This is a genomic window from Microbacterium sp. MF43 (genome assembly GCF_012847295.1).
In the GTDB taxonomy this organism is placed as follows: domain Bacteria; phylum Actinomycetota; class Actinomycetes; order Actinomycetales; family Microbacteriaceae; genus Microbacterium.
This window is the reverse complement of the sequence record NZ_JABBDY010000002.1, coordinates 575,370-598,142: the sequence shown is the minus strand read 5'-3', so window position 1 is coordinate 598,142 and position 22,773 is coordinate 575,370. Positions and strand designations below refer to the sequence as shown.

At 71.4% G+C, this 22,773-nt stretch carries 22 protein-coding genes; 12 read left to right on the top strand and 10 right to left on the bottom strand.

Features of this window, described 5'->3' with window-relative positions; all coding sequences use genetic code 11:
* Positions 1 to 67 precede the first annotated feature (67 nt).
* Positions 68 to 2,074: a YhgE/Pip family protein gene (locus HF323_RS07170; RefSeq protein WP_169581875.1), complete on the bottom strand. Its 2,007-nt coding sequence runs from the start codon at positions 2,072 to 2,074 to the stop codon at positions 68 to 70.
* Positions 2,071 to 4,962: an MMPL family transporter gene (locus HF323_RS07165; protein ID WP_169581874.1), complete on the bottom strand. Its 2,892-nt coding sequence runs from the start codon at positions 4,960 to 4,962 to the stop codon at positions 2,071 to 2,073. The genes HF323_RS07170 and HF323_RS07165 overlap by 4 nt, the downstream gene beginning before the upstream one ends.
* A 146-nt stretch (positions 4,963 to 5,108) precedes the next feature.
* Here HF323_RS07165 and HF323_RS07160 point away from each other — a divergent pair, with 146 nt between their 5' ends.
* A complete protein-coding gene (locus HF323_RS07160) occupies positions 5,109 to 5,750 on the top strand; it encodes a TetR/AcrR family transcriptional regulator (RefSeq protein WP_169581873.1) in 642 nt (213 codons plus the stop codon).
* Positions 5,751 to 5,754: 4 nt separating this feature from the next.
* Here HF323_RS07160 and HF323_RS07155 read toward each other — a convergent pair whose 3' ends face one another.
* The 4 genes from HF323_RS07155 to HF323_RS07140 are packed head-to-tail and all read right to left on the bottom strand — an operon-like array spanning position 5,755 to position 9,637.
* On the bottom strand, positions 5,755 to 6,744 hold the full coding sequence (locus HF323_RS07155) for an o-succinylbenzoate synthase (RefSeq protein ID WP_317451029.1): 990 nt from the start codon (positions 6,742 to 6,744) through the stop codon (positions 5,755 to 5,757).
* A gap of 34 nt (positions 6,745 to 6,778) precedes the next feature.
* Entirely contained in the window at positions 6,779 to 6,955 is a 177-nt protein-coding gene (locus HF323_RS07150) for a hypothetical protein (protein WP_169581871.1), read from the bottom strand.
* A 58-nt stretch (positions 6,956 to 7,013) separates the two neighbouring features.
* A complete protein-coding gene (locus HF323_RS07145) occupies positions 7,014 to 8,675 on the bottom strand; it encodes an alpha-amylase family protein (RefSeq protein WP_169581870.1) in 1,662 nt (553 codons plus the stop codon).
* Entirely contained in the window at positions 8,672 to 9,637 is a 966-nt protein-coding gene (locus HF323_RS07140) for a TIGR03885 family FMN-dependent LLM class oxidoreductase (protein WP_169581869.1), read from the bottom strand. Before HF323_RS07140 ends, HF323_RS07145 begins: the two co-directional genes overlap by 4 nt.
* A gap of 135 nt (positions 9,638 to 9,772) precedes the next feature.
* Between HF323_RS07140 and HF323_RS07135 the strand changes: the two genes are divergently transcribed.
* The 5 genes from HF323_RS07135 (at position 9,773) to HF323_RS07115 (ending at position 14,228) form a co-directional block, all read left to right on the top strand.
* On the top strand, positions 9,773 to 10,108 hold the full coding sequence (locus HF323_RS07135; protein WP_169581868.1) for a PadR family transcriptional regulator: 336 nt from the start codon (positions 9,773 to 9,775) through the stop codon (positions 10,106 to 10,108).
* 1 nt (position 10,109) lies between these two features.
* Positions 10,110 to 11,069: a permease prefix domain 1-containing protein gene (locus HF323_RS07130; RefSeq protein WP_169581867.1), complete on the top strand. Its 960-nt coding sequence runs from the start codon at positions 10,110 to 10,112 to the stop codon at positions 11,067 to 11,069.
* 140 nt (positions 11,070 to 11,209) lie between these two features.
* Complete coding sequence (locus tag HF323_RS07125) at positions 11,210 to 12,010, top strand: LLM class F420-dependent oxidoreductase (protein ID WP_169581866.1); 801 nt, start codon at positions 11,210 to 11,212, stop codon at positions 12,008 to 12,010.
* Positions 12,011 to 12,042: 32 nt separating this feature from the next.
* Complete coding sequence (locus HF323_RS07120; RefSeq protein ID WP_169581865.1) at positions 12,043 to 12,975, top strand: 1,4-dihydroxy-2-naphthoyl-CoA synthase; 933 nt, start codon at positions 12,043 to 12,045, stop codon at positions 12,973 to 12,975.
* A gap of 98 nt (positions 12,976 to 13,073) precedes the next feature.
* A complete protein-coding gene (locus HF323_RS07115) occupies positions 13,074 to 14,228 on the top strand; it encodes an AMP-binding protein (protein WP_188241661.1) in 1,155 nt (384 codons plus the stop codon).
* Between the two features lie 5 nt (positions 14,229 to 14,233).
* Here HF323_RS07115 and HF323_RS07110 read toward each other — a convergent pair whose 3' ends face one another.
* Positions 14,234 to 14,617, bottom strand: coding sequence for a VOC family protein (locus HF323_RS07110; RefSeq protein WP_169581863.1), 384 nt, complete (start codon positions 14,615 to 14,617; stop codon positions 14,234 to 14,236).
* Positions 14,618 to 14,731: 114 nt separating this feature from the next.
* On the opposite strand from HF323_RS07110, the gene HF323_RS07105 reads away from it, so the two are divergent.
* Complete coding sequence (locus HF323_RS07105) at positions 14,732 to 15,712, top strand: 1,4-dihydroxy-2-naphthoate polyprenyltransferase (RefSeq protein ID WP_169581862.1); 981 nt, start codon at positions 14,732 to 14,734, stop codon at positions 15,710 to 15,712.
* 6 nt (positions 15,713 to 15,718) lie between these two features.
* Here HF323_RS07105 and HF323_RS07100 read toward each other — a convergent pair whose 3' ends face one another.
* Positions 15,719 to 16,003 (bottom strand): DUF4229 domain-containing protein, encoded by a 285-nt coding sequence (locus HF323_RS07100; RefSeq protein WP_169581861.1) that lies wholly within the window; start codon positions 16,001 to 16,003, stop codon positions 15,719 to 15,721.
* A 99-nt stretch (positions 16,004 to 16,102) separates the two neighbouring features.
* Between HF323_RS07100 and HF323_RS07095 the strand changes: the two genes are divergently transcribed.
* From HF323_RS07095 to HF323_RS07085, 3 genes are read left to right on the top strand one after another with little or no spacing between them, the layout of a single operon-like run.
* Positions 16,103 to 16,564 carry a PLD nuclease N-terminal domain-containing protein gene (locus HF323_RS07095; protein ID WP_169581860.1) on the top strand — a complete coding sequence of 154 codons (462 nt, stop codon included), beginning with the start codon at positions 16,103 to 16,105 and terminating at the stop codon, positions 16,562 to 16,564.
* 2 nt (positions 16,565 to 16,566) lie between these two features.
* On the top strand, positions 16,567 to 18,378 hold the full coding sequence (gene menD / locus HF323_RS07090; RefSeq protein WP_169581859.1) for a 2-succinyl-5-enolpyruvyl-6-hydroxy-3-cyclohexene-1-carboxylic-acid synthase: 1,812 nt from the start codon (positions 16,567 to 16,569) through the stop codon (positions 18,376 to 18,378).
* A gap of 46 nt (positions 18,379 to 18,424) precedes the next feature.
* On the top strand, positions 18,425 to 19,288 hold the full coding sequence (locus tag HF323_RS07085; protein ID WP_169581858.1) for a polyphosphate kinase 2 family protein: 864 nt from the start codon (positions 18,425 to 18,427) through the stop codon (positions 19,286 to 19,288).
* Here the strand turns inward: HF323_RS07085 and HF323_RS07080 are convergent.
* A complete protein-coding gene (locus HF323_RS07080; RefSeq protein ID WP_169581857.1) occupies positions 19,285 to 20,049 on the bottom strand; it encodes a methyltransferase domain-containing protein in 765 nt (254 codons plus the stop codon). The two genes, HF323_RS07085 and HF323_RS07080, sit on opposite strands and share 4 nt — an antisense overlap.
* Positions 20,050 to 20,130: 81 nt before the next feature.
* Between HF323_RS07080 and HF323_RS07075 the strand changes: the two genes are divergently transcribed.
* Both HF323_RS07075 and HF323_RS07070 read left to right on the top strand, forming a co-directional pair.
* Positions 20,131 to 20,484 carry a PadR family transcriptional regulator gene (locus HF323_RS07075; RefSeq protein ID WP_169581856.1) on the top strand — a complete coding sequence of 118 codons (354 nt, stop codon included), beginning with the start codon at positions 20,131 to 20,133 and terminating at the stop codon, positions 20,482 to 20,484.
* The gene (locus HF323_RS07070; protein ID WP_169581855.1) at positions 20,481 to 21,374 is read left to right on the top strand and encodes a permease prefix domain 1-containing protein; all 894 of its coding nucleotides are present in this window, start codon (positions 20,481 to 20,483) and stop codon (positions 21,372 to 21,374) included. The genes HF323_RS07075 and HF323_RS07070 overlap by 4 nt, the downstream gene beginning before the upstream one ends.
* A 102-nt stretch (positions 21,375 to 21,476) precedes the next feature.
* Here HF323_RS07070 and HF323_RS07065 read toward each other — a convergent pair whose 3' ends face one another.
* Positions 21,477 to 22,769 (bottom strand): isochorismate synthase, encoded by a 1,293-nt coding sequence (locus HF323_RS07065; RefSeq protein WP_317451022.1) that lies wholly within the window; start codon positions 22,767 to 22,769, stop codon positions 21,477 to 21,479.
* Positions 22,770 to 22,773: the final 4 nt, after the last annotated feature.

Here is a 22,773-nt window from a genome sequence, read left to right as displayed (position 1 = left end):
GGCCTTGCGGCCGAGCCCCGTCGCACGCGCACATCTGACCGGAGGCGTCTCCGGCTTGCGAAGCGGCTCAGGCGGGGGCGTGTGCTCCCCGCACGACGGCGCGGGCGGACGTACCGCGACGGCGTGCGACGGCGAGAACCGTCGCGGCGAAGGAGAGCACCGACCACACGAGGAGGCCCGCCAGTGCCGCACCGATGCCGTCGGTCTCGGTGAGGGCGGCGAGCATCCCGTTGTAGGCGGGCGACGTGGGCATGCGCGCGGCGACCTGCGACAGCACGCCAGGCACCGTCGACACGACGCCGGTCGCGACCGCGAGAACCCCGATGAGCGCCGAGATCCAGCGACCGCCTCCGCCGAACACCGCCACGAGCGCCTGGTTCACCGCAGCGAACGCGATGCCGGCGACGATGCTCACCCCGGCGAACGCCCCCCACTGGCCCCACTCGTAGGAGGCGGCCAGCTGCACGACGGCGGCGACGAGCAGGCCCTGCGCGGCGCCGAGAGCGGCGGCCGGGGCGAACCCGCGCAGGGCGAGCAGCGCCGACGGCTCGCGCGCCGTGAGCGCGCGACGTGAGACCGCCTGCAGGGCGATGAACGTCGCGAGGCCGCCGAACCACAGCGCGAGGGTCGACAGCAGCGGGATGGCCGAGGCTCCGAACAGCGACGTGCCGATGCCGTCGGCCTCGACGGGGTTCGCGACCACGTCGGCCAGGCTCGTCGCCTCCGCGTCGGTGTAGGAGGGAAGCGCGCCGGATGCTTCGCCCAGCCCGTCGGCGAGTGTCGATGTGCCGTCCGCGAGCTGCGACACCCCGTCGGCCAGCGAGGTCGCGCCGTCGCCGGCCTGGGTGATGCCGTCCCCGAGCTGGGCGGCGCCGGTCGAGAGCTCGCCCGCGCCCGCGGCGGACTGCGACGTGCCGGCGGCGAGCTGGTCGAGGCCCGAACCGAGTGCGGAGGCGCCCGCGCCGATCTCGCGGAACCGCTTCGCGAACTCCGCGGTGATGCCCGAGTCGAGCCCGGCGATCGCGTCGGCGGTGTATCCGGTCAGCGCAGCGGCGCCGGGGTTCGCCTCGGTGCCGTCGCCGTTCAGGACGACCGATGCCGTGCCCGCCGACGTGAGCGCTTCCCCGAGGGTCGCGCAGAACGGCGCGGGAGGAGCGCCCGGAGCGCAGTACTGGCCCGCCAGCTGCTGCAGGGTGGTGAAGGTCTTGGACGCCTCCGACGCGGCCAGCGCCGTGGCGGTCTCGGTGCCGGCGGCCAGTTTCGTCACCTCATCAGGCACGACGCCCGTCCGCTCGAGTTCCGCAGCGCCGTTGTTCACTCCTGCCGCGAGATCGTTCGCCCCGTCGGCGGAAGCCTCGATGCCGCCGGCGATCTGTCCGAGTCCGCCCTGCAGGTCGCCCGCGCCACCGGCGAGTCCGTACGCACCGGACGCCAGCTGAGGCATTCCGTCGGCCAGCTGCGTCGCGCCGTCGGCCGTCTGTGCGGCACCGTCTGCGAGGGACTGCGCGCCCGACGCCGCCTCGCCGAGCTGGTCGCCCAGCGTCGTGAAGCCGAGGAACACGTTTTGCAGGTAGAGCTCCGACAGCTGCTCGCCCATGACGGATGCCGCCGCCGCGGTCACCTGGGCGGTGATGGCGTCATCGACGATGAGGCTGTCCGGCGGCGTCTCCACGACGATCGTGGCCCGCTCGGGCGTCTCGCCCGGCTGGGTCGAGGTCGCCGCGGCCGAGAAGTTCTCGGGGATCGTGATGACGGCGGCGTAGGTGCCGTCGGCGAGGCCGGACTCGGCGTCCTCGGCGTTGGAGAGCGTCCACGTCAGATTGCTCGGCTGCTCCTCCGAGCCCTCGACGAGGCCGGCGGTCAGCTGGCGCCCGAGGGGCACGAGCTGATCGTCGATGGTCACCGCCTCGTCCTCGTTCACGATCGCGGCGTTCAGAGACTCGAGCCGCTCGGTCGGGTTGTAGAGCGCCGCGACGAGGATGCCGCCGATGACGACCGGCAGCAGCAGCACGCCGATGAGCGTGAGCCACGTGACGGGGCGCCGTGTGCGTGCGCGTTCGATGGAGAGGGTCATGCGTTCACCTCGGTGATGGGAGAAGCGGATGCCGCGCCCGACCGCAGCGCGAGCGAGCTCACGTCGGGGCGTCGGGCGTCGGAGAGCAGCGAGATGGCGGGGCCGTCGGACTTCGCGGTCGCCACGACGGTCAGGCGTCCGGCGGAGGCGTCGTCGGAGCGGGCGCGCAACGCCGCGTCGGCGTCGCGGAGGAGCGCGGCCGCCTGGTCGCGCTCGGCGCTGTCGAGCGCGTCGATGCCGTCGATGACGACGAGCGACGCGCGGCCGGCGAGTGCGCGGCGCAACTCGCGCAGGCGGTCGTCCGCCTCCGCGAGGAGCGCCACGCCGACGTGCGCCCGCACCCACGCGGCACGTTCGGGGAGCAGGTGGCCCGCCACGCGCAGGCGTCCGTCGCTCGGCGCCAGACGACCGGCGACGGTCAGCCCGAACGCGCGCGCGGCGCGCGGGTCGCCGGTGGCGATGAGCGAGCCGCCCGCTTCGACGCGGAACGTCGCGCCCTCGAACAGCGCGACCTCGCCCGCCGTGCCGTCGTCGGCGCGCACCGACACGGCCTCACCCACGACGACGGCGGTGGTACCCGGCTCGGGCCAGTCGGCGAGGGCGAGCTCTCGCTCGACCGCCTCGCCTTCGATGTCGAAGTGGGGGAGGGCCCGCTCGAGCCAGCGCGGCATCCACCACGCCTTGTCGCCGAGCAGCGCCATGACGGCGGGCACGAGCGTCATGCGGACCAGGAAGGCGTCGACCGCGATTCCGACGGCGAGGCCGAGGGCGATCGGCTTGATCGACGAATCGCCCTCGGGGACGAACGCCGCGAAGACGGCGATCATGATGACGGCGGCGGCGGTGACGACGCGCGCCGAAGCGGTGAAGCCCGATCGCACCGCTCCTACCGCGATGTCGCGATCGCTGCGCGTGGGGTGCGAGGCGGCTCCTCGCCGCGCGTGCACGTAGTCCTCCCGCATGCGGCTCACGAGGAACACCTCGTAGTCCATCGCGAGGCCGAACAGCACCCCCATGAGGATGATCGGCATGAAGCTGATGACGGGACCTTCGCGCGTGACGTGGAGCAGGTCGGCGCCCCAGCCCCACTCGAAGACGGCCGCGACGACGCCGAACGCCGCGAGCACCGAGAGGAGGTATCCGAGCGCGGCCTTGATCGGCACCCAGATCGACCGGAAGACGATCATCAGGAGCACCAGCGACAGCCCGACGACGAACACGCCGAAGGGGAGGAGCGCCGAGCCGAGACGGTCGGAGATGTCGATGCCGACGGCGGTGAATCCGGTGACCTTGAGGTCGACGCCGTACTCGTCCTCGAGTTCGGGGGCGAGCGCGCGCAGGTCCCGGACGAGCTCGGCCGTGGCCGGGTCGTCGGGCGCCGTCTCGGGCACGATCTGGATCAGCCCGGTGTCGGCGGTCTCGTTGGGCGTCGCGAGCGCGATCTCCTTCACGCCCCGAACATCCTCGATCTCGCCGGCGAGGTCGGCCATGAGCCCGAGCGGATCGGTCGAGGTCACGATGGTGCCGGTCATGATGAGCGGACCGTTCGAACCGGGACCGAAATGCTCGGCGGTGAGGTCGTACGCCTGGCGCGCCTGACTCGTCTCGGGCTGCTGGCCGGCGTTGGGAAGGGCGAGGCCGAGGCTCGCCGCGGGGATCGCCATGACGCCGAGCGTCAGGATGACCGCGACCGTCGTGACGACGGGGTGCGCGGTGACGAGCTGCACCCAGCGGTTCGTCTTCTTGGCGGGCGCGGGTGCCGGAGGTGCCGGTGCGTCGTCCTCGGCGGCTGCGGCGGCCGAGGCATCCGCCCCCCGCCGTCGCCGCGAGCGCAGCGCCACGCCGCGGCGGCCCCGGCCATGGCCCCACCCCGCCACGCGCCCCTTCGCGAGTCCGAGGAGCGCGGGCGTGAGCGTGACGGCCACGACCACGGCGATGGCGACGGCGACGGCGGCCGCGATGCCCATCGTGGTGAGGAAGGGGATGCCCGCGAATCCGAGACCGATCAGCGCGATCAGCACCGTGACGCCCGCGAAGACGACGGCCGAGCCCGCCGTGCCGGTGGCGCGCGCCGCCGACTCCTCGGGCTCGACGCCGGCCCGCACCTGGTCCTGATGGCGGGCGACGATGAAGAGGGCGTAGTCGATGCCCACCGCCAGGCCGAGCATGATCGCCAGCATCGGCGTGGTCGAGGAGATCGACGCGAACGCGGTGGAGGCGTAGATGAGCGCGATCGCGAGAGCCACCCCGATGAGAGCCGAGACGAGAGGGAACCACGCCACCGCGAACGAGCGGAAGGTCACGATGAGCACGAAGAGCGCGATCAGCACGCCGACCGCCTCGATGAGCGAGAGTGCGGGGACCGAGGTCGAGAAGAGGTCGCCGCCCATCGCGACCTGCGAGCCGTCGGGCAGGGCCTCGCGAAGGTCGTCGGCGACCTGCTCGAGCGAGTCCTTGGTCTCGTCCGAGACGTCGGTGGCCTGTCCGTCGAACTGGAGGCGGATGATCGCGGCGGACTCGTCGTCGGACACGAGCCCCGTCACCATCTCGTTGAACGGGTCGGTGACGGCGATGATGCCGTCGAGGTCTTCGAGCTGGGCGATCGTGTCGTCGATCTCGGTGGCGTACGGCTCGTCGGTCACGACGTCCCCGTCGTCGGCGACGATCACGAGCTGCGCACTGGTGCCGCTCGCCTGAGGGAAGCTGCGGTCGAGCAGCGCGATGCCTTCCTGCGCCTCGGTGCCGGGGATCGAGAAGGCGTTGTCGGTGCCCTTCATCAACACCGCCGCGCTGCCGCCGGCGATCGCGAGGAGGAGCAGCCAGGCCACCAGAACCCGCCACGGGTGGCGGTAGGACCAGCGGCCGAGGGCGTAGAGCAGGGTGGACACAGCGCCTCCGCGTCACAGTCGGGTCGGAATTTCGATACAGCGCTGTATCGGATACACCAGTGTATCGTAGAACGGAATCGGGATCGCAAGCTGAGCAGTCGGTGTGCGTTTGGGCCCGGCGGCGACGAGAGGGAGACGAGCGCGGGATGACGGATACGGTCGTGACCTCGCGACGCCGCGAGGCGACGCGCCAGAAGCTGATGGATGCCGCCGCCCAGGTCTTCGCCGAGGTGGGCCTCGATGGCGCCTCCGTCGAGGCGATCTGCGACCGCGCCGGATTCACCCGCGGCGCGTTCTACTCCAACTTCGAGACGAAGGACGAGCTCTTCCTCGAGCTGGCCGGAAACGTGGCGCGCTCGCGCGTCGCGACCGTGCGCGAGCGGGTGGCCGAACTCGAGCGCAGCGGGGCTTTCGCCGACGCGGGCGGCAACGCCTTCGAGATCATCCAGCAGGTCCTCGACGTGTCGGCCGACGACCGCCTGGGCGTGCTCCTCATGAACGAGATCCGCATCCACGCGCTGCGCCACCCCGATCTCGCCGCCGCGTATCTCGCGCAGGACGACGAGATGCGCGGGAGCGTGGCGCAGATCATCGACGACATCGGCCGCGCCAACGTGCTGCGCTTCCGGCTCGAGCCCGACGCCGCGGCGCGGCTCATGCTCACCGTGTGGGAGAGCACAGCGGTCCGCTCGGTGATGGCCGGACACGACCACGAGGAGATGTGCCGCCTCACCAACGAAGAGCTCGCGCGCGTCGCGCAGCTCCTCATCGAGTCGCCCGGGGCCTGAGAGCTCAGTCCGCTGCGGCCAGCAGCGCGTGGCAGCGCGAGAGGCGCGCGAGCCACCAGTCGCGACGGTCGGCGGATGCCTCGTGCGCGGTCAGCAGCGCCGGGTCGGGGGCGACTCTCCCGACGCGCAGCATTCCGGCCTGCGGCACGAGTGCCGGCGCCGCGACGTCGGCCGTGAACAGCGATGCGGTTCCGAGACCGCAGTCGTAGTCGAGCTCGGGCAGCGCGGCTGCCAGCGCGACACCCATGCCGAGGCCGACCGACGTGTCGAGGGCGCTCGAGACGACCGCAGGAAGCCCCGCCTCGGCGACGATCGCCAGCGCTCGCCGGACGCCTCCGAGCGGCTGGGCCTTCACGACGAGGAGGTCTGCCGCGCCGGCCCGCGCGACCGCCAGCGGATCGGTCGCCTTGCGCACGCTCTCATCCGCTGCGATCGGGATGCCCATGTACTTCACGCGCCGCCGCAGCTCGGCGAGCTCCTCGACGCTCCCGCACGGCTGCTCGACATACTCGAGGTCGTGCTCCGCGAGGGCGTGAAGGGCGCGCTCGGCCTCATCGACGTTCCACGCCCCGTTGGCGTCGATCCGGACCCGCCCTTCGGGACCCATAGCCTCGCGCACTGCTGCGACCCGCGCGATGTCGTCCGCGAGTCGCTGTCCGGGCTCGGCGACCTTGACCTTCGCGGTGCGACAGCCGTCGAATCGGGCGAGGACGCCGGGCACGTCCACGGCGGCCACCGCCGGCATCGTCGCGTTGACGTGGACGGCCTGGCGTACCGCAGAGGGTTGCTGTGCCCACCCGAAGTCGATGGCCGCGGCCAGCCAGGTGGCGGCCTCGGCGTCCTCGTATTCGGCGAAGGGGGAGAACTCCGTCCATCCCTCGGGACCCTCGAACACGACGGCCTCGCGCACATCGACGCCGCGGAAGCGGGTTGCGAGCGGGAGCGCGACGACGTGCGCGCTGGCCAGGATCTCGGTCAGCGGGGGGAGGGGGATGGCGGCGCTGCTCACGCCACCCATCATGCCGGTGTCAGAACCAATACGTCTGACTCTGCACCGAGTGCGCCCGCGCGCCGTTCTCGGCGGGCGCCGCGCTGCGCGTCGTGGCCACGGCCGCCTCGTGGCGGGCGCGTGCCTCCTCGTGGCTCAGCGGCTTGCCGAAGACGGCGTGGCGGATGCGGGTGAGAAGCGAGGGTTTGGCGGTCATGAGGGCCTCCTTCGAGCCATCGTCGCATGCGACGTGCTGGCGGGCAATCACTTTCCGGTCAGCCGATGCGGCCGTCCCCGGGCCGGGCGACGCGCAGCCACGTCCAGCCGTACGCGCCGAGTTCGACCTCGACGCGCCCGCGCCCGTCGAGCGGCATCCGGCCGGGGCCGAAGAGATCGCTCAGCTCGGTCCCCTCCGGCTCGTCGGCGAGTTCCAGGCGCACGCGCGCCGGTTCGTCGCCGAAGTTGTGAAGCGCGACCATGCGGCCGACGTCCGCGCGCACGGAGTGGGCCAGCACCGCGGGCGCGTCGTGCTCGAGGATCTCCAACTCCCCCCAGCCGATCTCGGGCGAGATGCGGTACCGCGACGTCAGTCGGCGCATGAAGTGCAGCAGCGACCCCTCGTCGTTGACCTGGTCGCTGGCGTTGACGTGCTCCGGCGCATAGCCTCCGGTGGGCACCGGTCCGGCCAGGCGGGACGGCGCCGCCGAGGAGAATCCGCCGTTGCGGCCGCTCGTCCACTGCATCGGGGTCCGGACGGCCAGTCGACCCTGGACCTCGGGATTCTCGCCCATGCCGATCTCCTCGCCGTAGAACAGCACGGGCGTGCCGGGCAGCGAGAAGAGAAGGCTGTAGACCATGCGGATCCGGCGCGGATCGCCGCCGAGCATCGTCGGCAGACGGCGGGTGATGCCGCCACCGTAGACCCGCTGCCGCTCGTCGGGAGCGAACGCCTCGAACACCTCCTGGCGCTCGGCGTCGGTGAGCTTGTCGAGCGTCAGCTCGTCGTGGTTGCGCACGAAGTTCGCCCACTGCGCCTCCGGCGCGATCGACGGACGTCCGCGCAGCGCCTTCGTGAGCGGCCGAGGATCGGAGCGCGCGAGGGAAAGGTAGATCGCCTGCATCCCGACGAAATCGAACTGCATCGTGAGCTCTTCACCCTTGCCGCCGCCGAAGTAGGTGCGCTGGTCGCGATACGGGAGATTCACCTCGCCCAGCAGCACGGCCTCCTTCTCGCGCCGCTGCAGGAACCGGCGGAGGTCCCGCAGGTACTCGTGCGGGTCGCCGATGTCGCTGCCCTCGGGGACCTCCAGCAGGAACGGCACGGCGTCGACGCGGAAGCCGGAGATGCCCAGCTGCAGCCAGAAGCCGATCGTCTTGGCGATCTCGTCGCGAACGGTCGGATTCGCGATGTTCAGGTCGGGCTGGTGGCGGTAGAAGGTATGCAGGTAGTACTGCCCCGTCTTCTCGTCGAGCTCCCACAGCGTCTTCTCTTCGCCCGGGAACACCGCGTTGACGTTGTTCGCCGGCGGTTCGTCGCGCCATACGTAGAAGTCGCGGAAGGGTGAGGTCCTCGAGCGCCGGGCGGCCACGAACCACGGATGCTTGTCGGACGTGTGGTTCACGACGAGGTCGACGATGACCCGGATGCCTCGATCCCGGGCCGTGCGGATCACCTCGACGAGGTCGCCGTGGGTGCCCAGTCGCGAATCGACGCCGTAGAAGTCCGTGACGTCGTAGCCGTCGTCACGGTCGGTGGTCGGATAGAAGGGCATGAGCCACAGGCACGTCACGCCCAGGTCGGCGAGGTAGTCGATGCGACGGGCGAGGCCCGTGAGGTCGCCGATGCCGTCGCCGTTGTGATCGAAGTACGTCTCGACGTCGAGGCAGTAGACGACGGCGGTCTTCCACCACAGGTCGCTGGTGTCGGTGATCTTCACAGTGCTCTCCTGAGCGCGGGCAGGAGCTCCTCGCCCGCTCGCGCCAGATACGTCTCCTGGTCTTTGCCGACGTGGTGCAGGTACACGCGGTCGAAGCCGATGGCGACCAGCTCGGCGATGCGCTGCGCGAGGGCTGCGGCATCCGCGTCCACCAGCACGGACTTGCGCAGCTCGGCCTCGTCCGGATCGCGGATCGCTGCGTCGAAGTCCTCCGGCTGGTCGAAGTCCCAGGCGCGAGGCGGGCCGATGAGCCCGTTGGGCCACTGGTCCTCGGCGAGGGCGAAGGCCGCGGCATCCGTCTCCGCCAGAGACAGGTGCACCTGCAGGACGCACGGTCCCTCGCCTCCCGCGTCGCCGTATGCCTCGACGACGCGTCGCAGCGCCTCGGGCTCCTGCGCGACGGTCGCGAGGCCGTCCACCCGGCCGGCCAGCCACCCGGCCGTCTCGGCGCTCACCGCGGCGCCGAGGAGCGGGGGCGCCGACTCCGGGCGCGACCACACCCGCGCGCGATGCACGCGCACGGCGCCGTCGTGCGAGACCTCTTCGCCGGCAAGGAGGCGCCGGATCACTGTCAGCGACTCGGCGAGCCGGGCGTTCCGATGATCCTTCGGCGGCCAGGGGTCGCCAGTGACGTGCTCGTTCATGGCCTCGCCGCTGCCGAGGGCCGCCCAGAAGCGTCCGGGGAACATCTCCTCGAGGGTCGCGATCGCCTGAGCGATGATCACCGGGTGGTACCGCTGGCCGGGTGCGTTCACGACGCCGAGCGAGAACGACGTCGAGGCGAGGGCGGCGCCGAGCCAGGACCAGGCGAATCCTGAATGCCCCTGCTTCACGCCCCAGGGGGCGAGGTGGTCGGAGCACATCGCACCGTCGAATCCGGCCTGTTCGGCGGCGACGACGGATCGCAGCAGGGCGCTGGGCGGCAACTGCTCGTGGGAGGCGTGGTAGCCGACGAGAACCATTCCCCGAGTCTTCGCGGTGCGCTGCGGTCGCTCAAGGCACTTGCGAGCCCGGAGAGAAGGCGCATCGCCAACATCGCGAGCCCAAGAGCAATGTGCGGTTGACGATAGTGTGTGTCACACAGTACAGTGTGACGCATGAGCGAATCCGAGATCCTCGACACGCACCTGCAGGAGCTGCGGCGCGGCACCATCGTGCTCGCGTGCCTGCGCCTGCTCGAGCAGCCGGGGTACGGATACGGGCTGCTCGAAGAGCTGGGGGAGCGAGGATTCCCCACCGACGCGAACACGCTGTATCCGCTCCTGCGCCGCCTCGAGAAGCAGGGGCACCTCACCAGCGAGTGGAACACCGACGAGGCGCGACCCCGCAAGTTCTACCGCACCAGCGACGCGGGCGCCCGGCTGGCGTCCGCTCTCACCGATGATTTCCGCGCCATCGCCACCGCGATCGACGGACTCCCGAAGGAGGACTGACATGACTGCCGCTACCCTCACCGACCGTTACATCGACGCCGCCATGCGGACGGTGCCCGAGGCGCAGCGCTCCGACCTCGCCGCTGAGCTTCGCGCGTCGATCGACGACCAGATCGAGGCGCGCGTCGAGCAGGGCGAGGTGCGCAGCGCCGCCGAGCGCGCGGTGCTCACCGAGCTCGGCGACCCCGACAAGCTCGCCGCCGATTACACCGACCGGCCCCTCTGGCTCATCGGTCCCCGCTACTTCCTGCAGTGGTGGCGCCTGTTGAAGCTGCTGTGGTGGATCGTCATCCCGAGCGCCGTGTTCGGCGTCTCGCTCGCGATGGTGCTCGACCGCGCGTCGTTCGGCGAGATCATGGGCGCGGTCTGGCCCCTCGCTCTCACCGTCGGCGTTCACGTCGCGTTCTGGACGACGCTCATGTTCGCGATCGTCGAGCGCACCGAGGCACGCGGCAGGGAGCGCATCCTCGACCCGTGGACCGTCGATCAGCTGCCCGAGCCGCGGCCCCGTGGCGCGGGACTCAGCGACCTCATCGGCTCGCTGGTGTTCCTCGTGATCGCCGCCGGCGCGATCCTGTGGGATCAGTTCGTGGGCTTCGTGCCGACCCAGCCCGGGCTGTCGTTCCTCGACCCCGCGCTGTGGCCGGGCTGGATCCTCGGCCTGTTCGTGCTCATGGCGCTCGAGGCCGGGCTCGCGATCGCGGTCTACGCCGTCGGTCGCTGGACGATCTGGCTCGCCGTGGTCAACGGCCTGCTGAACGCCGCCATCGCGATCCCCGCGATCTGGCTCCTCATGCAGGGCCGGCTCATCAACCCGGAGTACTTCCCGACGATCATCGGCCCCGAAGGTGCCGAGGTCGGCGCGATCGTCGCGATCGTCAGCGGGTTCGTGATCGCCGGCATCGCCGTGTGGGACACCGCCGACGCCGCCATCAAGGCGGTGCGGGCACGCACGGCCTGACGCCGCAGACCGCACGAACGTCGCAGAATCGCGCCGATCTCGCAGAATCCCCGTCCCCGGGTGCGAGTTCGGCGCGATTCTGCGTGCGATGCGGTGCGCGGGGCGCGCCCGCGCAGGCGGCGCGAGCCTAGGGTGGAGGGATGCCTCTGCTCGACACTCCGGTGCGCCTGGGCGTGCAGCTCCAGCCGCAGCACGCCCCCTATTCCGCCTTCCGCGACGCCGTGCTGCGGCTCGAGGAGATGGGCGTGGACATCCTCTTCAACTGGGACCACTTCTTCCCGCTGTCGGGCGACCGCGACGGCCTGCACTTCGAGTCGTGGACGATGCTGGCGGCGTGGGCAGAGCAGACCGAGCGCGTCGAGTTCGGGGCCCTCGTCAACTGCAACAGCTACCGCAACCCCGATTTGCAGGCCGACATGGCCCGCACCATCGACCACATCTCGGCGAAGGACGGCGTGGGCCGCTTCATCTTCGCGACCGGGTCGGGCTGGTTCGCCCGCGACTACGAGGAGTACGGCTACGAGTTCGGCACCGCGGGATCGCGGCTGGACGACCTCGCCGCCGGCCTCGAGCGGATCGAGGCGCGCTGGGCGAAGCTCAATCCCGCGCCGACCCGCGAGATCCCCGTCATGATCGGCGGGAAGGGCGAGCAGAAGACGCTGCGCCTGGTGGCCCGCCACGCCGACATCTGGCACAGCTTCGTGCGCCCCGACGAGCTGGCCCACAAGCTCGACGTGATCGAGCGCTGGGCCGAGCGCGAAGAGCGCGACACGTCCGACCTGGTCATCTCGAATGAGCTGCACCAGCGCGGCGAGGACTTCGGCGACGAGCTCTACGACGCGGGCGTGCGGCTCTTCACCCTCGCCTTCCAGGGCCCGGACTGGGACTTCGATCTCGTCCGCTCCTGGCTTCGCTGGCGCGACGCCAAGAACGCGGCCTGAGTCGCGGCGGCACGGCGCAATAGGCTGGGGAGATGGTCTCGGAGCTCTTCGACGAAGCCGAATGGATGCCGGCACCCGGCGCCGCCGGTTTCACCGACATCACCTCGCACGTGTCGAGAGACGGGCGCATCGCGCGCATCGCCTTCGATCGCCCCGAGGTGCGCAACGCCTTCCGGCCCCACAGCGTGGACGAGCTCTATCGCGCCCTCGATGCGGCGCGCCAGGACCCGCGCATCGGCGTCGTGCTGCTGACCGGCAACGGCCCGAGCCCCAAGGACGGCGGCTGGGCGTTCTGCTCCGGGGGTGATCAGCGCATCCGGGGCCGCGACGGCTACCAGTACTCCGAGACCGAGGCCGGTCTCGATACGCCGGCTGCTCGACCGGAGGGGGAGGCGACTGCTGCGGCGGCGACGGGGCGGCTGCACATCCTCGAGGTGCAGCGACTCATCCGCTTCATGCCGAAGGTCGTCATCGCGGTCATCCCGGGGTGGGCCGCCGGCGGAGGGCACTCGCTGCACGTCGTCTGCGACCTGTCGATCGCGTCGGCCGAGCACGGTCGGTTCAAGCAGACCGACGCTGACGTGGGGTCCTTCGACGCGGGCTACGGGTCGGCGTACTTAGCGCGGCAGATCGGTCAGAAGTTCGCTCGCGAGGTCTTCTTCCTCGCGGAGGAGTACTCGGCCGCGCGCGCATACGAGATGGGCGCCGTGAACCGCGTCGTGCCGCATGCCGACCTCGAGCGCGAGGCGGTCGCCATGGCGCGGACGATCCTCACCAAGTCGCCCACCGCGATCCGCATGCTCAAGTTCGCCTTCAATGCGGTCGACGATGGGCTCGTGGGGCAGCAGGTGTTCGCGGGCGAGGCGACCCGGCTCGCGTACGGCACCGACGAGGCGGTCGAGGGTCGCGACTCCTTCCTCGAGAAGCGCGAGCCCGACTGGTCGCCGTACCCCTGGCACTATTGACGCGCGGCGGGGCATGACCGCGTAGCGGCCGTGCCGCCTGCGGGGTCAAGATGGAGAGTGCTCCGCGACGCGGGGCTCGTCGAACTCCCAGGAGCCCCGTGAAACTCGAACCGGTCGTCGGCGACGACCCCCGCGACATCCTCCGGAGCCTGCGCGGCGCGCTGCACGGCGCCGGTCCGGCGCTCGGGCTCGGGCTCGTGAGCGCCTTCCCCGGCGAGGTCGGCGCCGGCACAGCCGTGGTCATGACGACCTCGGGATCGACGGGCATCCCCAAGAGCGTCGTGCTCAGCCGCGACGCTCTCATCGCGAGCGCGCTGGCGACCGCTGACCGCATCGGCGACGGCGCCTGGCTCCTCGCGCTGCCGGCGAGCTATGTGGCCGGGCTGCAGGTGCTCGTCCGCTCGCTCGTGGCCGATCGTGAGCCGGCGATCATGGCGGGCGCGTTCACCCCGCAGGCCTTCGCCGCGACCGCGCTCATGATGGCCTCCAGCGAGGGCGGCGCGCGTGTCCCCACCTTCACGTCGCTCGTGCCCGCCCAGTTGACGAAGCTGCTCGATGCCGCGGGCCAGGATCCCTCCGTGCTGTCGGCGCTGCGCTCGTTCCAGACGATCCTCGTCGGCGGGCAGGCGCTGCCCCCTTCCGTGCTCGAGCGCGCCCAGGACGCGGGCGTCCGTGTCGTGCGGACGTACGGCTCGACCGAGACGTCGGGCGGCTGCGTGTACGACGGTGTCCCGCTGCGCGGCGTGGAACTGCGCATCTCGCACGGCGAGGTCCAGGTGTCGGGTCCGATCCTGGCGGACGGTTATCTGGGCGAAGAGGAGAGGACGGATGCCTCGTTCCTGCGCGCACCCGACGGAAAGCGCTGGTATCGCACCGGCGACGCCGGACTGCTCGAAGACGGCATCCTGCGCGTGCGCGGCCGACTCGACAACGTGATCGTCTCGGGGGGTGTGAACGTATCGCTCGACCGGGTCGAACGGATCGTGCGGACGATTCCCGGCCTGGCCTCAGCCGTGGTCGTGGGAGTGCCCGATGAGCGGTGGGGCGAGGCATCCGTCGTCGTCGCCACCCGTGGCGAGGCGCTGAGGCGCAGCGAATCGGTGCAGCTCGAGGAGGCGAGGAACGCGGTGAAGCTCGAGCTGGGTCCGTATGCGCGGCCGGCGCGTCTGGTGCTCGTCGACGAGCTCGCAACGCTGCCGTCGGGCAAGCCCGACCGCGAGACCATCCGCCGGGCGGTCGCCGCGCTCCACTAGGACGATCAGGCCTCGGAGAAGTCGCCGACGTCCACGACGCAGAAGCGGTTGCCCTCGGTGTCTTCGAGGACGATCCAGTCGGCGTCGTCGGGGTAGTCGTCCCAGTCGACTTCGCGCGCACCTATGCCGAGCAGGCGCTCGACCTCGCCCTCCTGGTCCTCGGCGTAGAGGTCGAGGTGGATGCGCGGCGGGTAGTGCTGCGGGTAGCCGGTCACCGACAGGGCGAGGCTGGCCCCCGGGGCCGCCCAGTTCGGCTTGTCGGGAGGGTCGAGGATGAGCCAGTCGTCGCTCGGCTCCCCCCGGTTCACATACCCGAGCGCCTCCCGCCAGAAGGCGGCGGCGCGATCGATGTCCTCGACGGTCAGCACGATCGTTCCGATGCTCAGCATGATGACATCCTTCGCCGGGTCGCCGACGGCGGGGGAGGGGCTTGCGCGCCGCGCACTGTCCACTCCGCCGCTGCTGCCCCGACGACATCGACTCGACCTCTAGGATGGCGATTCGTGGCAGGCACTCCCAGCAAGAAGCGCAAGCACCCCGCTCCGAAGAAGCAGTCCGCGCGCGGCAACCCGCAGCGATCTCACCAGCCGCGCGATCCCCGCGCGGTCCAGCCCGCCACGACCGGCGACTGGATCTCTGCCGCGCGCCTGCGCACCCTCCCGCTGGCAGTGACCCCGGTCCTCATCGGCACCGGGGCCGCGATGCTCGTGGTGGACCGGTTCCACTGGGTGATCGCGCTGTTCTGCCTCATCGTCTCGGTGTCGCTGCAGATCGGCGTCAACTACGCGAACGATTACAGCGACGGCATCCGGGGCACCGATGATCATCGCGTCGGACCCGCGCGCCTCACCGCATCGCGCAAGGCGTCGCCGCGCGCGGTGCTGACCGCGGCGCTGCTGTTCTTCGCCATCGCGGCGATCGCCGGCCTTGCGATCACGATCCGCACGCAGCAGTGGTGGTTCCTCGCCGTGGGCGCGGTGTGCATCGCAGCCGCGTGGTTCTACACCGGCGGCAAGCGGCCGTACGGCTATTACGGCCTCGGCGAGCTCATGGTGTTCGTCTTCTTCGGGCTCGTCGCCACCCTCGGGACCACGTGGGTCCAGGCGTTCGCGCTGCCGCAGGAGGCGTGGTTCGGGGCGGTCGGTGCCGGGCTCCTCGCGTGCGCGGTGCTGCTGGCCAACAATCTGCGCGACATCGACCAGGATCGAGCCGCCCGCAAGCGCACCCTCACCGTGCTCATCGGTCGCACGGCGACGCGCTGGCTGTTCACGGTCTTCGTGCTGGTGCCGTTCGGGATCGCCGTGTTCCTCGCGCTGTTCTACCCGATCGCGTGGCTCACGCTGCTCGTGCTCCTCGCGGCGCTCCCGGCGATCCTGATCGTGTGGACCTACCGCGATCCGCGGGAACTCGTCGTCGCGCTGGGTCTCACGTCGCTGACATCGGTCGCCTACGGGGCGTTCCTCTTCTGGGCGTTCGTGGGCTGAGCGGGTTCAGTCGGCGTCGGCCGGGCGGGAAGCGCCGGTCGCGGCATCTTCCACGTCCTCATCGCTCGTCTGCCGGCGCGAACGCGCGCGCCGCTCGGCCAGTCCGGCCGTCATCTCGTCGAGGGGGCGGCGCAGGAAGAGCATCGAGAGGCTCAGCCCGATCAGCGCCGCGAAGATCGCGGCCAGCCAGTAGTAGTCGCGCATGACCTCGAAGAGCATGAGGATCCCGAAGGGCACGAGGAACGCCAGGAGCCGCAGCACCGTGTACACCAGGGCAGAGCGGACTTTCACCCCTCCATCGTAGGCGAGCCCGGACACCGGCCGCCCGGCGCAGGCGACGGTTCGGTCACGAGAGAGCCGCGTCCCGCCGCGCCCGCCTAGGATGGCTGTATGCCTCGGCTGCTGCTGATCCTCGGCCTGGTGGCGATCGCCTTCTGGATCTTCACCATCGTCGACTGCGCCGTGCAGCCGGCCACCCGCCACCGCGGCGTCAGCAAGCCGGTGTGGATCCTCATCGTCGTCCTTCTCCCGGTGCTCGGCGGCATCCTGTGGCTCGTCGTGGGTCGCATGCGGAAGTCGACGGCGGCTGCTCGGCGAGCACCCGATGACGATCCCGAGTTCCTCGGGCGCATCGGCGCGATCTCCGACCAGGACGAGCGCATCCGCCGCCTCGAGGAGGAGCTCGCTCAGCTCGACGCCGAGGACGACGCCCCGCGCACATCTGCGGAGGCGTCACCCGAGTCGAAGACCGCCGACGGCGCGGCGGCCTCGACGCCCGAGACCCCGGCCGACCCGCCCGCGCGCCCGAACGACGGCGACGACGAGCGGGGGCAGCGCGGGGCCGTCGGCTGACCGTGGCGGGACAGGAGCGCGGACTCGCCTCCGCGGCGACCGACGCGGCCGCGGCACTCCTCGCGCGTCTCGTCGAGCTCGGCGTGCGCCATGTCGTCCTGAGCCCGGGTTCACGGTCCCAGGCGCTCGCGCTCGCAGCCGCCGAACTCGAGCGTCGCGGCACTGTGCGGCTGCACGTCCGCGTGGACGAGCGCGTCGCGGGCTTCACGGCACTCGGCATCGGACGCGAGACACGGATGCCGGCGGCCGTCGTCTGCACGTCGGGGACCGCGGTGTCGAACCTGCTCCCCGCCGCACTCGAGGCCCATCACGCCGGCGTGCCCCTGCTCCTCCTCACGGCCGACCGCCCCCCGGAGCTGCGCGGTGTCGGTGCGAACCAGACCACGCGACAGCCCGGCATGTTCGCCCCGAGTGTCCGGTACGAGGCGGACCTCCCCGTGCCCGATCTGCGCGACGACCTCGGCGACGGCGAGCAGAGCCTCATGTTCCGCGGCGTCGCCGAGGAGGCCTTCGCCGCCGCGCTCGGCGTGGGGCTGCGGCCACCGGGTCCCGTGCACCTCAATCTCCCGTTCCGTGAGCCGCTCGCCGGCGACCTGCCGGCGTGGTTCGGCATGCCTGCGGCCGAGCTCGAGGTGGCGACCGAGAGCCATCCCGACGCCGCGCCCGCCGACGACGGTCCGGAGGACGAGGCATCCGGCGCCCTGTACCAGGGCGGAGGAGGGATCGGCGAGTCCGACGTTCCCGACGATCCCGAAGACGCGCCGTTCGTGCTGGTGCGCGGGCCGCGCACGGTGGTCGTCGCCGGAGCCGATGCCGGGCCCGACGCCGAGCAGCTCGCGCATGCCGGCTCGTGGCCGCTCATCGCCGAGATCGTCAGCGGCGCGCGCTTCGGGCGTCAGCTCGTGCACGGATACCGGGCGCTGCTGCGCGACCCCGCCCTCGGGGGCCGGATCGAGCGCGCGGTCGTGCTGGGGCACCCGACGCTCAGCCGCGAGGTCGCGACGCTCCTGACCGATCCCGAGGTCGACGTCATCGCGCTGCGCGGGCCCGGCGAGCCGCTCAACCTCAATGGCGTGACGACCGCCGTCGACGCGGTCGCTGTCGCCAGCGGCGAGGCCGACCGGGAATGGCTCGGCGCGTGGATGCACGCCTCTCGCGAGGCATCCGTCGACCTCGCCCCGCCCGCGCCCGACGCCGACGGCCTCGCCTCGGCGGTGCCGCACGAGCGCCTCGGCGCCATCGCGGCCGAACTCGCGGTGGTGCGCGCACCGCTCGACCGCGGCGCCCTCGTCGACGCCGTGTGGCGGGCGACCTGGCCGCACGACCGCCTCGTGTTCGGCTCGTCCCGCCTCGTGCGGGTCGCCGACGAACTGCTCGGCGGCAAGAAGGTGCCGGTGCACTCCAACCGTGGCCTCGCGGGGATCGACGGCACGATCGCCACGGCGACCGGCGTCGCGGTGGCCAGTCAGGTGGACGGTCATCCCGGTGTCACGCGCGTGCTGCTGGGCGACCTCGCGCTGCTGCACGACGTCGGCGCACTGCTGCTCCCCCCGGGGGAGGACGAACCGCGCATGCAGGTCATCGTCGGCAACGACCACGGCGGCACGATCTTCGACGGACTCGAGGTCGCGGCGATCGCCGGCGCGGACGCGATGGACCGCGTGCTCCTCACCCCCCACGCGGTGCGGCTCGAGCACCTCGCGCTCGCCTATGGCTGGGAGTACACGCGCGTGACGACCCGGTCGGCACTGGACCAGGCGCTCACGTCGCCCGCCGGCGGCCGGCAGCTGATCGAGGTTCCGCTGGAGCGGTAAGGGTCCTTTCCTCGCCTGGACGGCGTCGGCTCGGCATGATAGGCACATGATCGCGATCAGCCAGAAGCACTGGACGGGCGACGTGGGCGAGCTTCTGCGCGTGAACGAGGGCTTCGTCCTCGCCGAAGTCGACCCGTCCGGCACCCCCGGCTACGAGCAGGACAAGGCGCAGGCCGCCGAAGACCTGGCGTCCGGGGCGCAGCAGCTCGACGAGTTCCAGGAGCGACTGTTCGCGCAGAGTCGTGTCGATGCGACGAACGCGGCCGTGCTGCTGGTGCTGCAGGCCATGGACTCCGCGGGCAAGGGCGGGATCGTGCGTCACGTGGTCGGCTCCGTCGATCCGCAGGGCGTGGCGATCACGGCCTTCAAGAAGCCCACGCCCGAGGAGCTCGACCACGACTTCCTGTGGCGCATCGCCAAGCGCGTGCCCGAGCCGGGCATCATCGGGGTCTTCGACCGCTCGCACTACGAGGACGTCCTCATCGGGCGCGTGCGGGAGCTGGCCCCTCACGACGAGATCGAGCGCCGGTACGGTGCGATCAACACGTTCGAGAAGCAGTTGACGGATGCCGGGACCCGCGTCCTCAAGGTGATGCTGCACATCTCGTCGGACGAGCAGAAGTCGCGGCTCACGGAGCGACTGGACCGGCCTGACAAGCATTGGAAGTACAACCCGGGGGACGTCGACGAGCGCCGGCTGTGGCCGATGTACATGGACGCCTACCAGCAGGTGTTCGACCGCACGTCGACCGACCACGCCCCGTGGCACGTGGTGCCGGCCAACCGCAAATGGTACGCGCGGCTCGCGGTGCAGCACCTGCTGCTCGAGACGCTCGAGGAGATCAATCCGCGCTGGCCCGCGGCGACCTTCGACGTCGAGGCGGAGAAGAAGCGCCTGCAGCTGACCTAGACGCTCGCCGTGCCGCGCGCGGCCCACGCGGTCGCCTCGATCGTGAACGGCGCGGGCGGGAGCAGCTCGAGGCAGCGCGTGCGCACCCTTTCCCGGTCGGCCTCGTCGAGGGCCGCGAGCTGTCGGCCCGCGGGAGCGACCCCGAGGGTGTACGGATCCCACCACTCCTCGAAGCTCGCGTAGTCGACCGCGACGGTCAGCTCGGACTCCTCCACGTGGCTGCACCCGGCATCGTGGAGGAGCCGGCCGAGGTCGCCGCGCCTCGCCCCGGCGCGTCCGGACTCGTCGTCGATGTCGGCGACGACGTCCCGCAGCGCCGCGAAGAACGTGCTCTGCGGCGCTCGCCGACCGGCGAAATCCCACACGCAGGCCGCCACCACGCCCTTCGGGCGGGTCACGCGCACCATCTCGCGGAGGCCTGCCGAGGCATCCGTCATGAAGTGCACGACCAGCTCGGCGAGAGCCGCGTCGAACGCGTCGTCGTCGAAGGGGAGCGCTTCGGCGGAACCATGACGGAGGTCGGCCCACGGGAAGCGCGCACGGGCGGCGGCGAGGAAGCTCTCGGACGGGTCGACGCCGGCGAGCTGGTCCGGCGCGACGCGGTCATGGAGCGCGCCCAGCAGGGCGCCGGGCCCGCACCCCACGTCGAGCACGCGCGGATCGGGCGGCAGGTCGACCCAGTCGGCGAAGGTCTCGGCGAGGGGCGACGAGAAGCGGCCCATGAACCGGTCGTAGGCTTCGGCGGCGACGTCGAACGACATGCGTCGGAGTCTAGGCTCCGGTCATCTGATGCGGTATAGATGAGTGTTTCATGGAGTACTAGATGTGATACAGTACTCGACATGACAAAGAATGACGCGTTCGCAGCCGATCTGCTGCGCGGCCACACCGACACGATCGTGCTCGGCGTGCTCCGTCGCGGCGACAGGTACGGCTTCGAGATCTACAAGACGATCCGCGACGCCACCGGCGGCGACCACGAGATCAAAGAGGCGACGCTCTACGCGACCTACCGGCGGCTCGAGAAGGACGGGCTCGTCGAGTCCTACTGGGGTGACGAGACGCAGGGCGGCCGCCGCAAGTACTACCGCATCACGGACGCCGGGCGCGCCGTGTTCAGCAGCAACGTCGCGGCCTGGAACGCCACGCGCCGCATCATCGACTCGCTCCTCGACGTGAAGGGCACGGAGAAATGACAGAGAACACCGACATCCATCGCCTCCTCGACGAGGCCTTCCAGGGCATCGCCATGACCCCTGACGCGCAGGACCTGAAAGAGGAGGTCCGCGCCAACCTGCTGGCTCGCGCCGCGGAGCTCGAGGCATCCGGGCGCACCCCCTCCGAAGCCGCGCGCCTGGCGGTCGGCGAGCTGGGCGACGTGCGCGAGCTGCTGGCGGAGACGGATGCCGCGCCCCGCCCCGGCCTCGCCGGCTACGCGGCCCTGCAGCAGAAGCACCGCATCCGCCCGAAGCCGGGCTTCGTGGTCCGCGTGGTCGTGTGGTCGGCCATCGCCGTCGTCGGACTCGCGCTGGCGATCCTGAGCGCGGCCGGCGTCCTGCCGATCATCGTGTGGGGTCAGGTCGCGCTCTTCGGCTTCGCCTCGACCGCGCTCGGCCTGCTCGTGGGCGACTCGCTCTCGCAGGAGACGACGACGAACCACCCCATGCCGCCGGAGCGCGCGGGCGGATTCGCGCTGGCGACGTTCCTCGGTGCGTACGGCCTGGGCTTCGGCGCCCTCGTCGCTTTCGGATCGATGCCGGTGTGGGGGATCGTGTTCGCCGCCCTCGGCGTGATCACCTCGATCATCCTCTTCGCGTTCCTCGGCGCCACGCAGACCAACCGCCACAAGGCCTGGACCCGGCACGCCCACGCGAACGAGCCGCCGAACCGGTTCGAGCGCGAGCCCGAGACCGCGGCGCGGTTCGGGATCTATACGGCCGCGATCTGGCTGGTGACGTTCGCCGTCATCGCGGTGCTGGTCTTCACCGTCGGCTGGTGGTGGGCACCCGTCGCCTTCGCCGGCGGCTTCGCCCTGATGATGCTGGTCCTCGCGCGGATGCTGTTCGCACCCGAGAAGAAGTCCTGACGGTGCTGGTCCTTCGCGTCCCGCAGGCGGCCCGCGTGCGGCGCACGGACGTCGCGCACGCCGTCTGAGTCGCCCCGTCCGAGCCGGTCTCGGGCGGGCGCCTCAGGCGAGCGCGTCGACGATCGGCCGGAACTTCACCCGGGTCTCGAGCAGCTCCGTCTCGGGGTCGCTCCCCGCGACGATCCCCGCCCCGGCGTGCGCGACGACCGGGATCGTGTCGCTGGACTCGGCGAACCCGCGCACCGGCTCGGAGCCGATCTGGGCGCAGCGCAGCGCGATCGCCCATTCGCCGTCGCCGCTCGCGTCGACCCATCCGACGGGGCCCGCGTACCGGCCACGGTCGAACGGCTCGACCCGGCGGATGACCTCGACCGCGGCATCCGTCGGCGTTCCCGCCACTGCCGCGGTCGGATGCAGTGCCGCGACCAGGTCGAGGGCGGAGGCATGGTCGGCGATGTCGCCCGCGACATCCGTGGCGAGGTGCCACAGGTTCGGCAGCTCGAGGGCGAACGGCTCGTCGTCGGCGCGCAGCGAGGTCGTGTGGGGCTCGAGTGCGTCGAGCACGCTCTGCACCGCGTACTGGTGCTCGTCGAGGTCCTTGCCGCTGTGGACCAGACGGAAGGACGCCGCGTCGTCGTCCTCGTTGTCGGCCCCGCGCGGGATGGTCCCGGCGAGCACCCGCGCAGTGACCTCGCCGCCGGAGACGGTCACCAGGGTCTCGGGGCTCGCACCGATGAGGCCGTCGACCGCGAAGGTCCACGTGTCGAGATAGCCGGTCGCGAGCGCGCGCACGAGCCGCCGCAGATCGGCTCTCGCGGGCACCGTGCCCACGAGATCCCGCGCGAGCACCACCTTCTCGACCTCGCCCGCGGCGATCGCATCCAGTGCGGTGCGGACCGCCGCCTGGTATCCCTCCGGGTCGAGGGCGCCGGGTCCGAGCGTCGCGGACCAGTACGGCCCGTAGGGCACCGGGTCGAGAGCGGAAACGGATGCCTCGACCCCGGCCGCCCGGATCCGCGTGATCCACGAGCGTCCGTCGCGCCGGCCGATGATCGCCTGCGGGACGATGAGGCGGCTCGAGGCGGCCGAGCGGGAGTCGAAGACGAGCGTGCCGAAGGCCACGAGACCCGTGCCGTGCAGTCCGACGGGGTCATCGACCTCGGCTTCCGCACACAGCGCGCGCCACGTGTCGGCGGCCGAGAGGGGCGCCTCGGCGATCGAGGTCGCTCCGCCCTGCTCGAAGCCGGCGACCATGCGACCCACACCGACGATGCCGTCGCCACGGCGCAGCCAGGCGAGCGGCGAACGCGGGTCGGTGAACGCCAGCAGGTCGTCGATCGGGTCGATCTCGCGGGTCTCGACCACCAGCTGAGGCGGGCGGTGCGGGAAGCTCACGAGA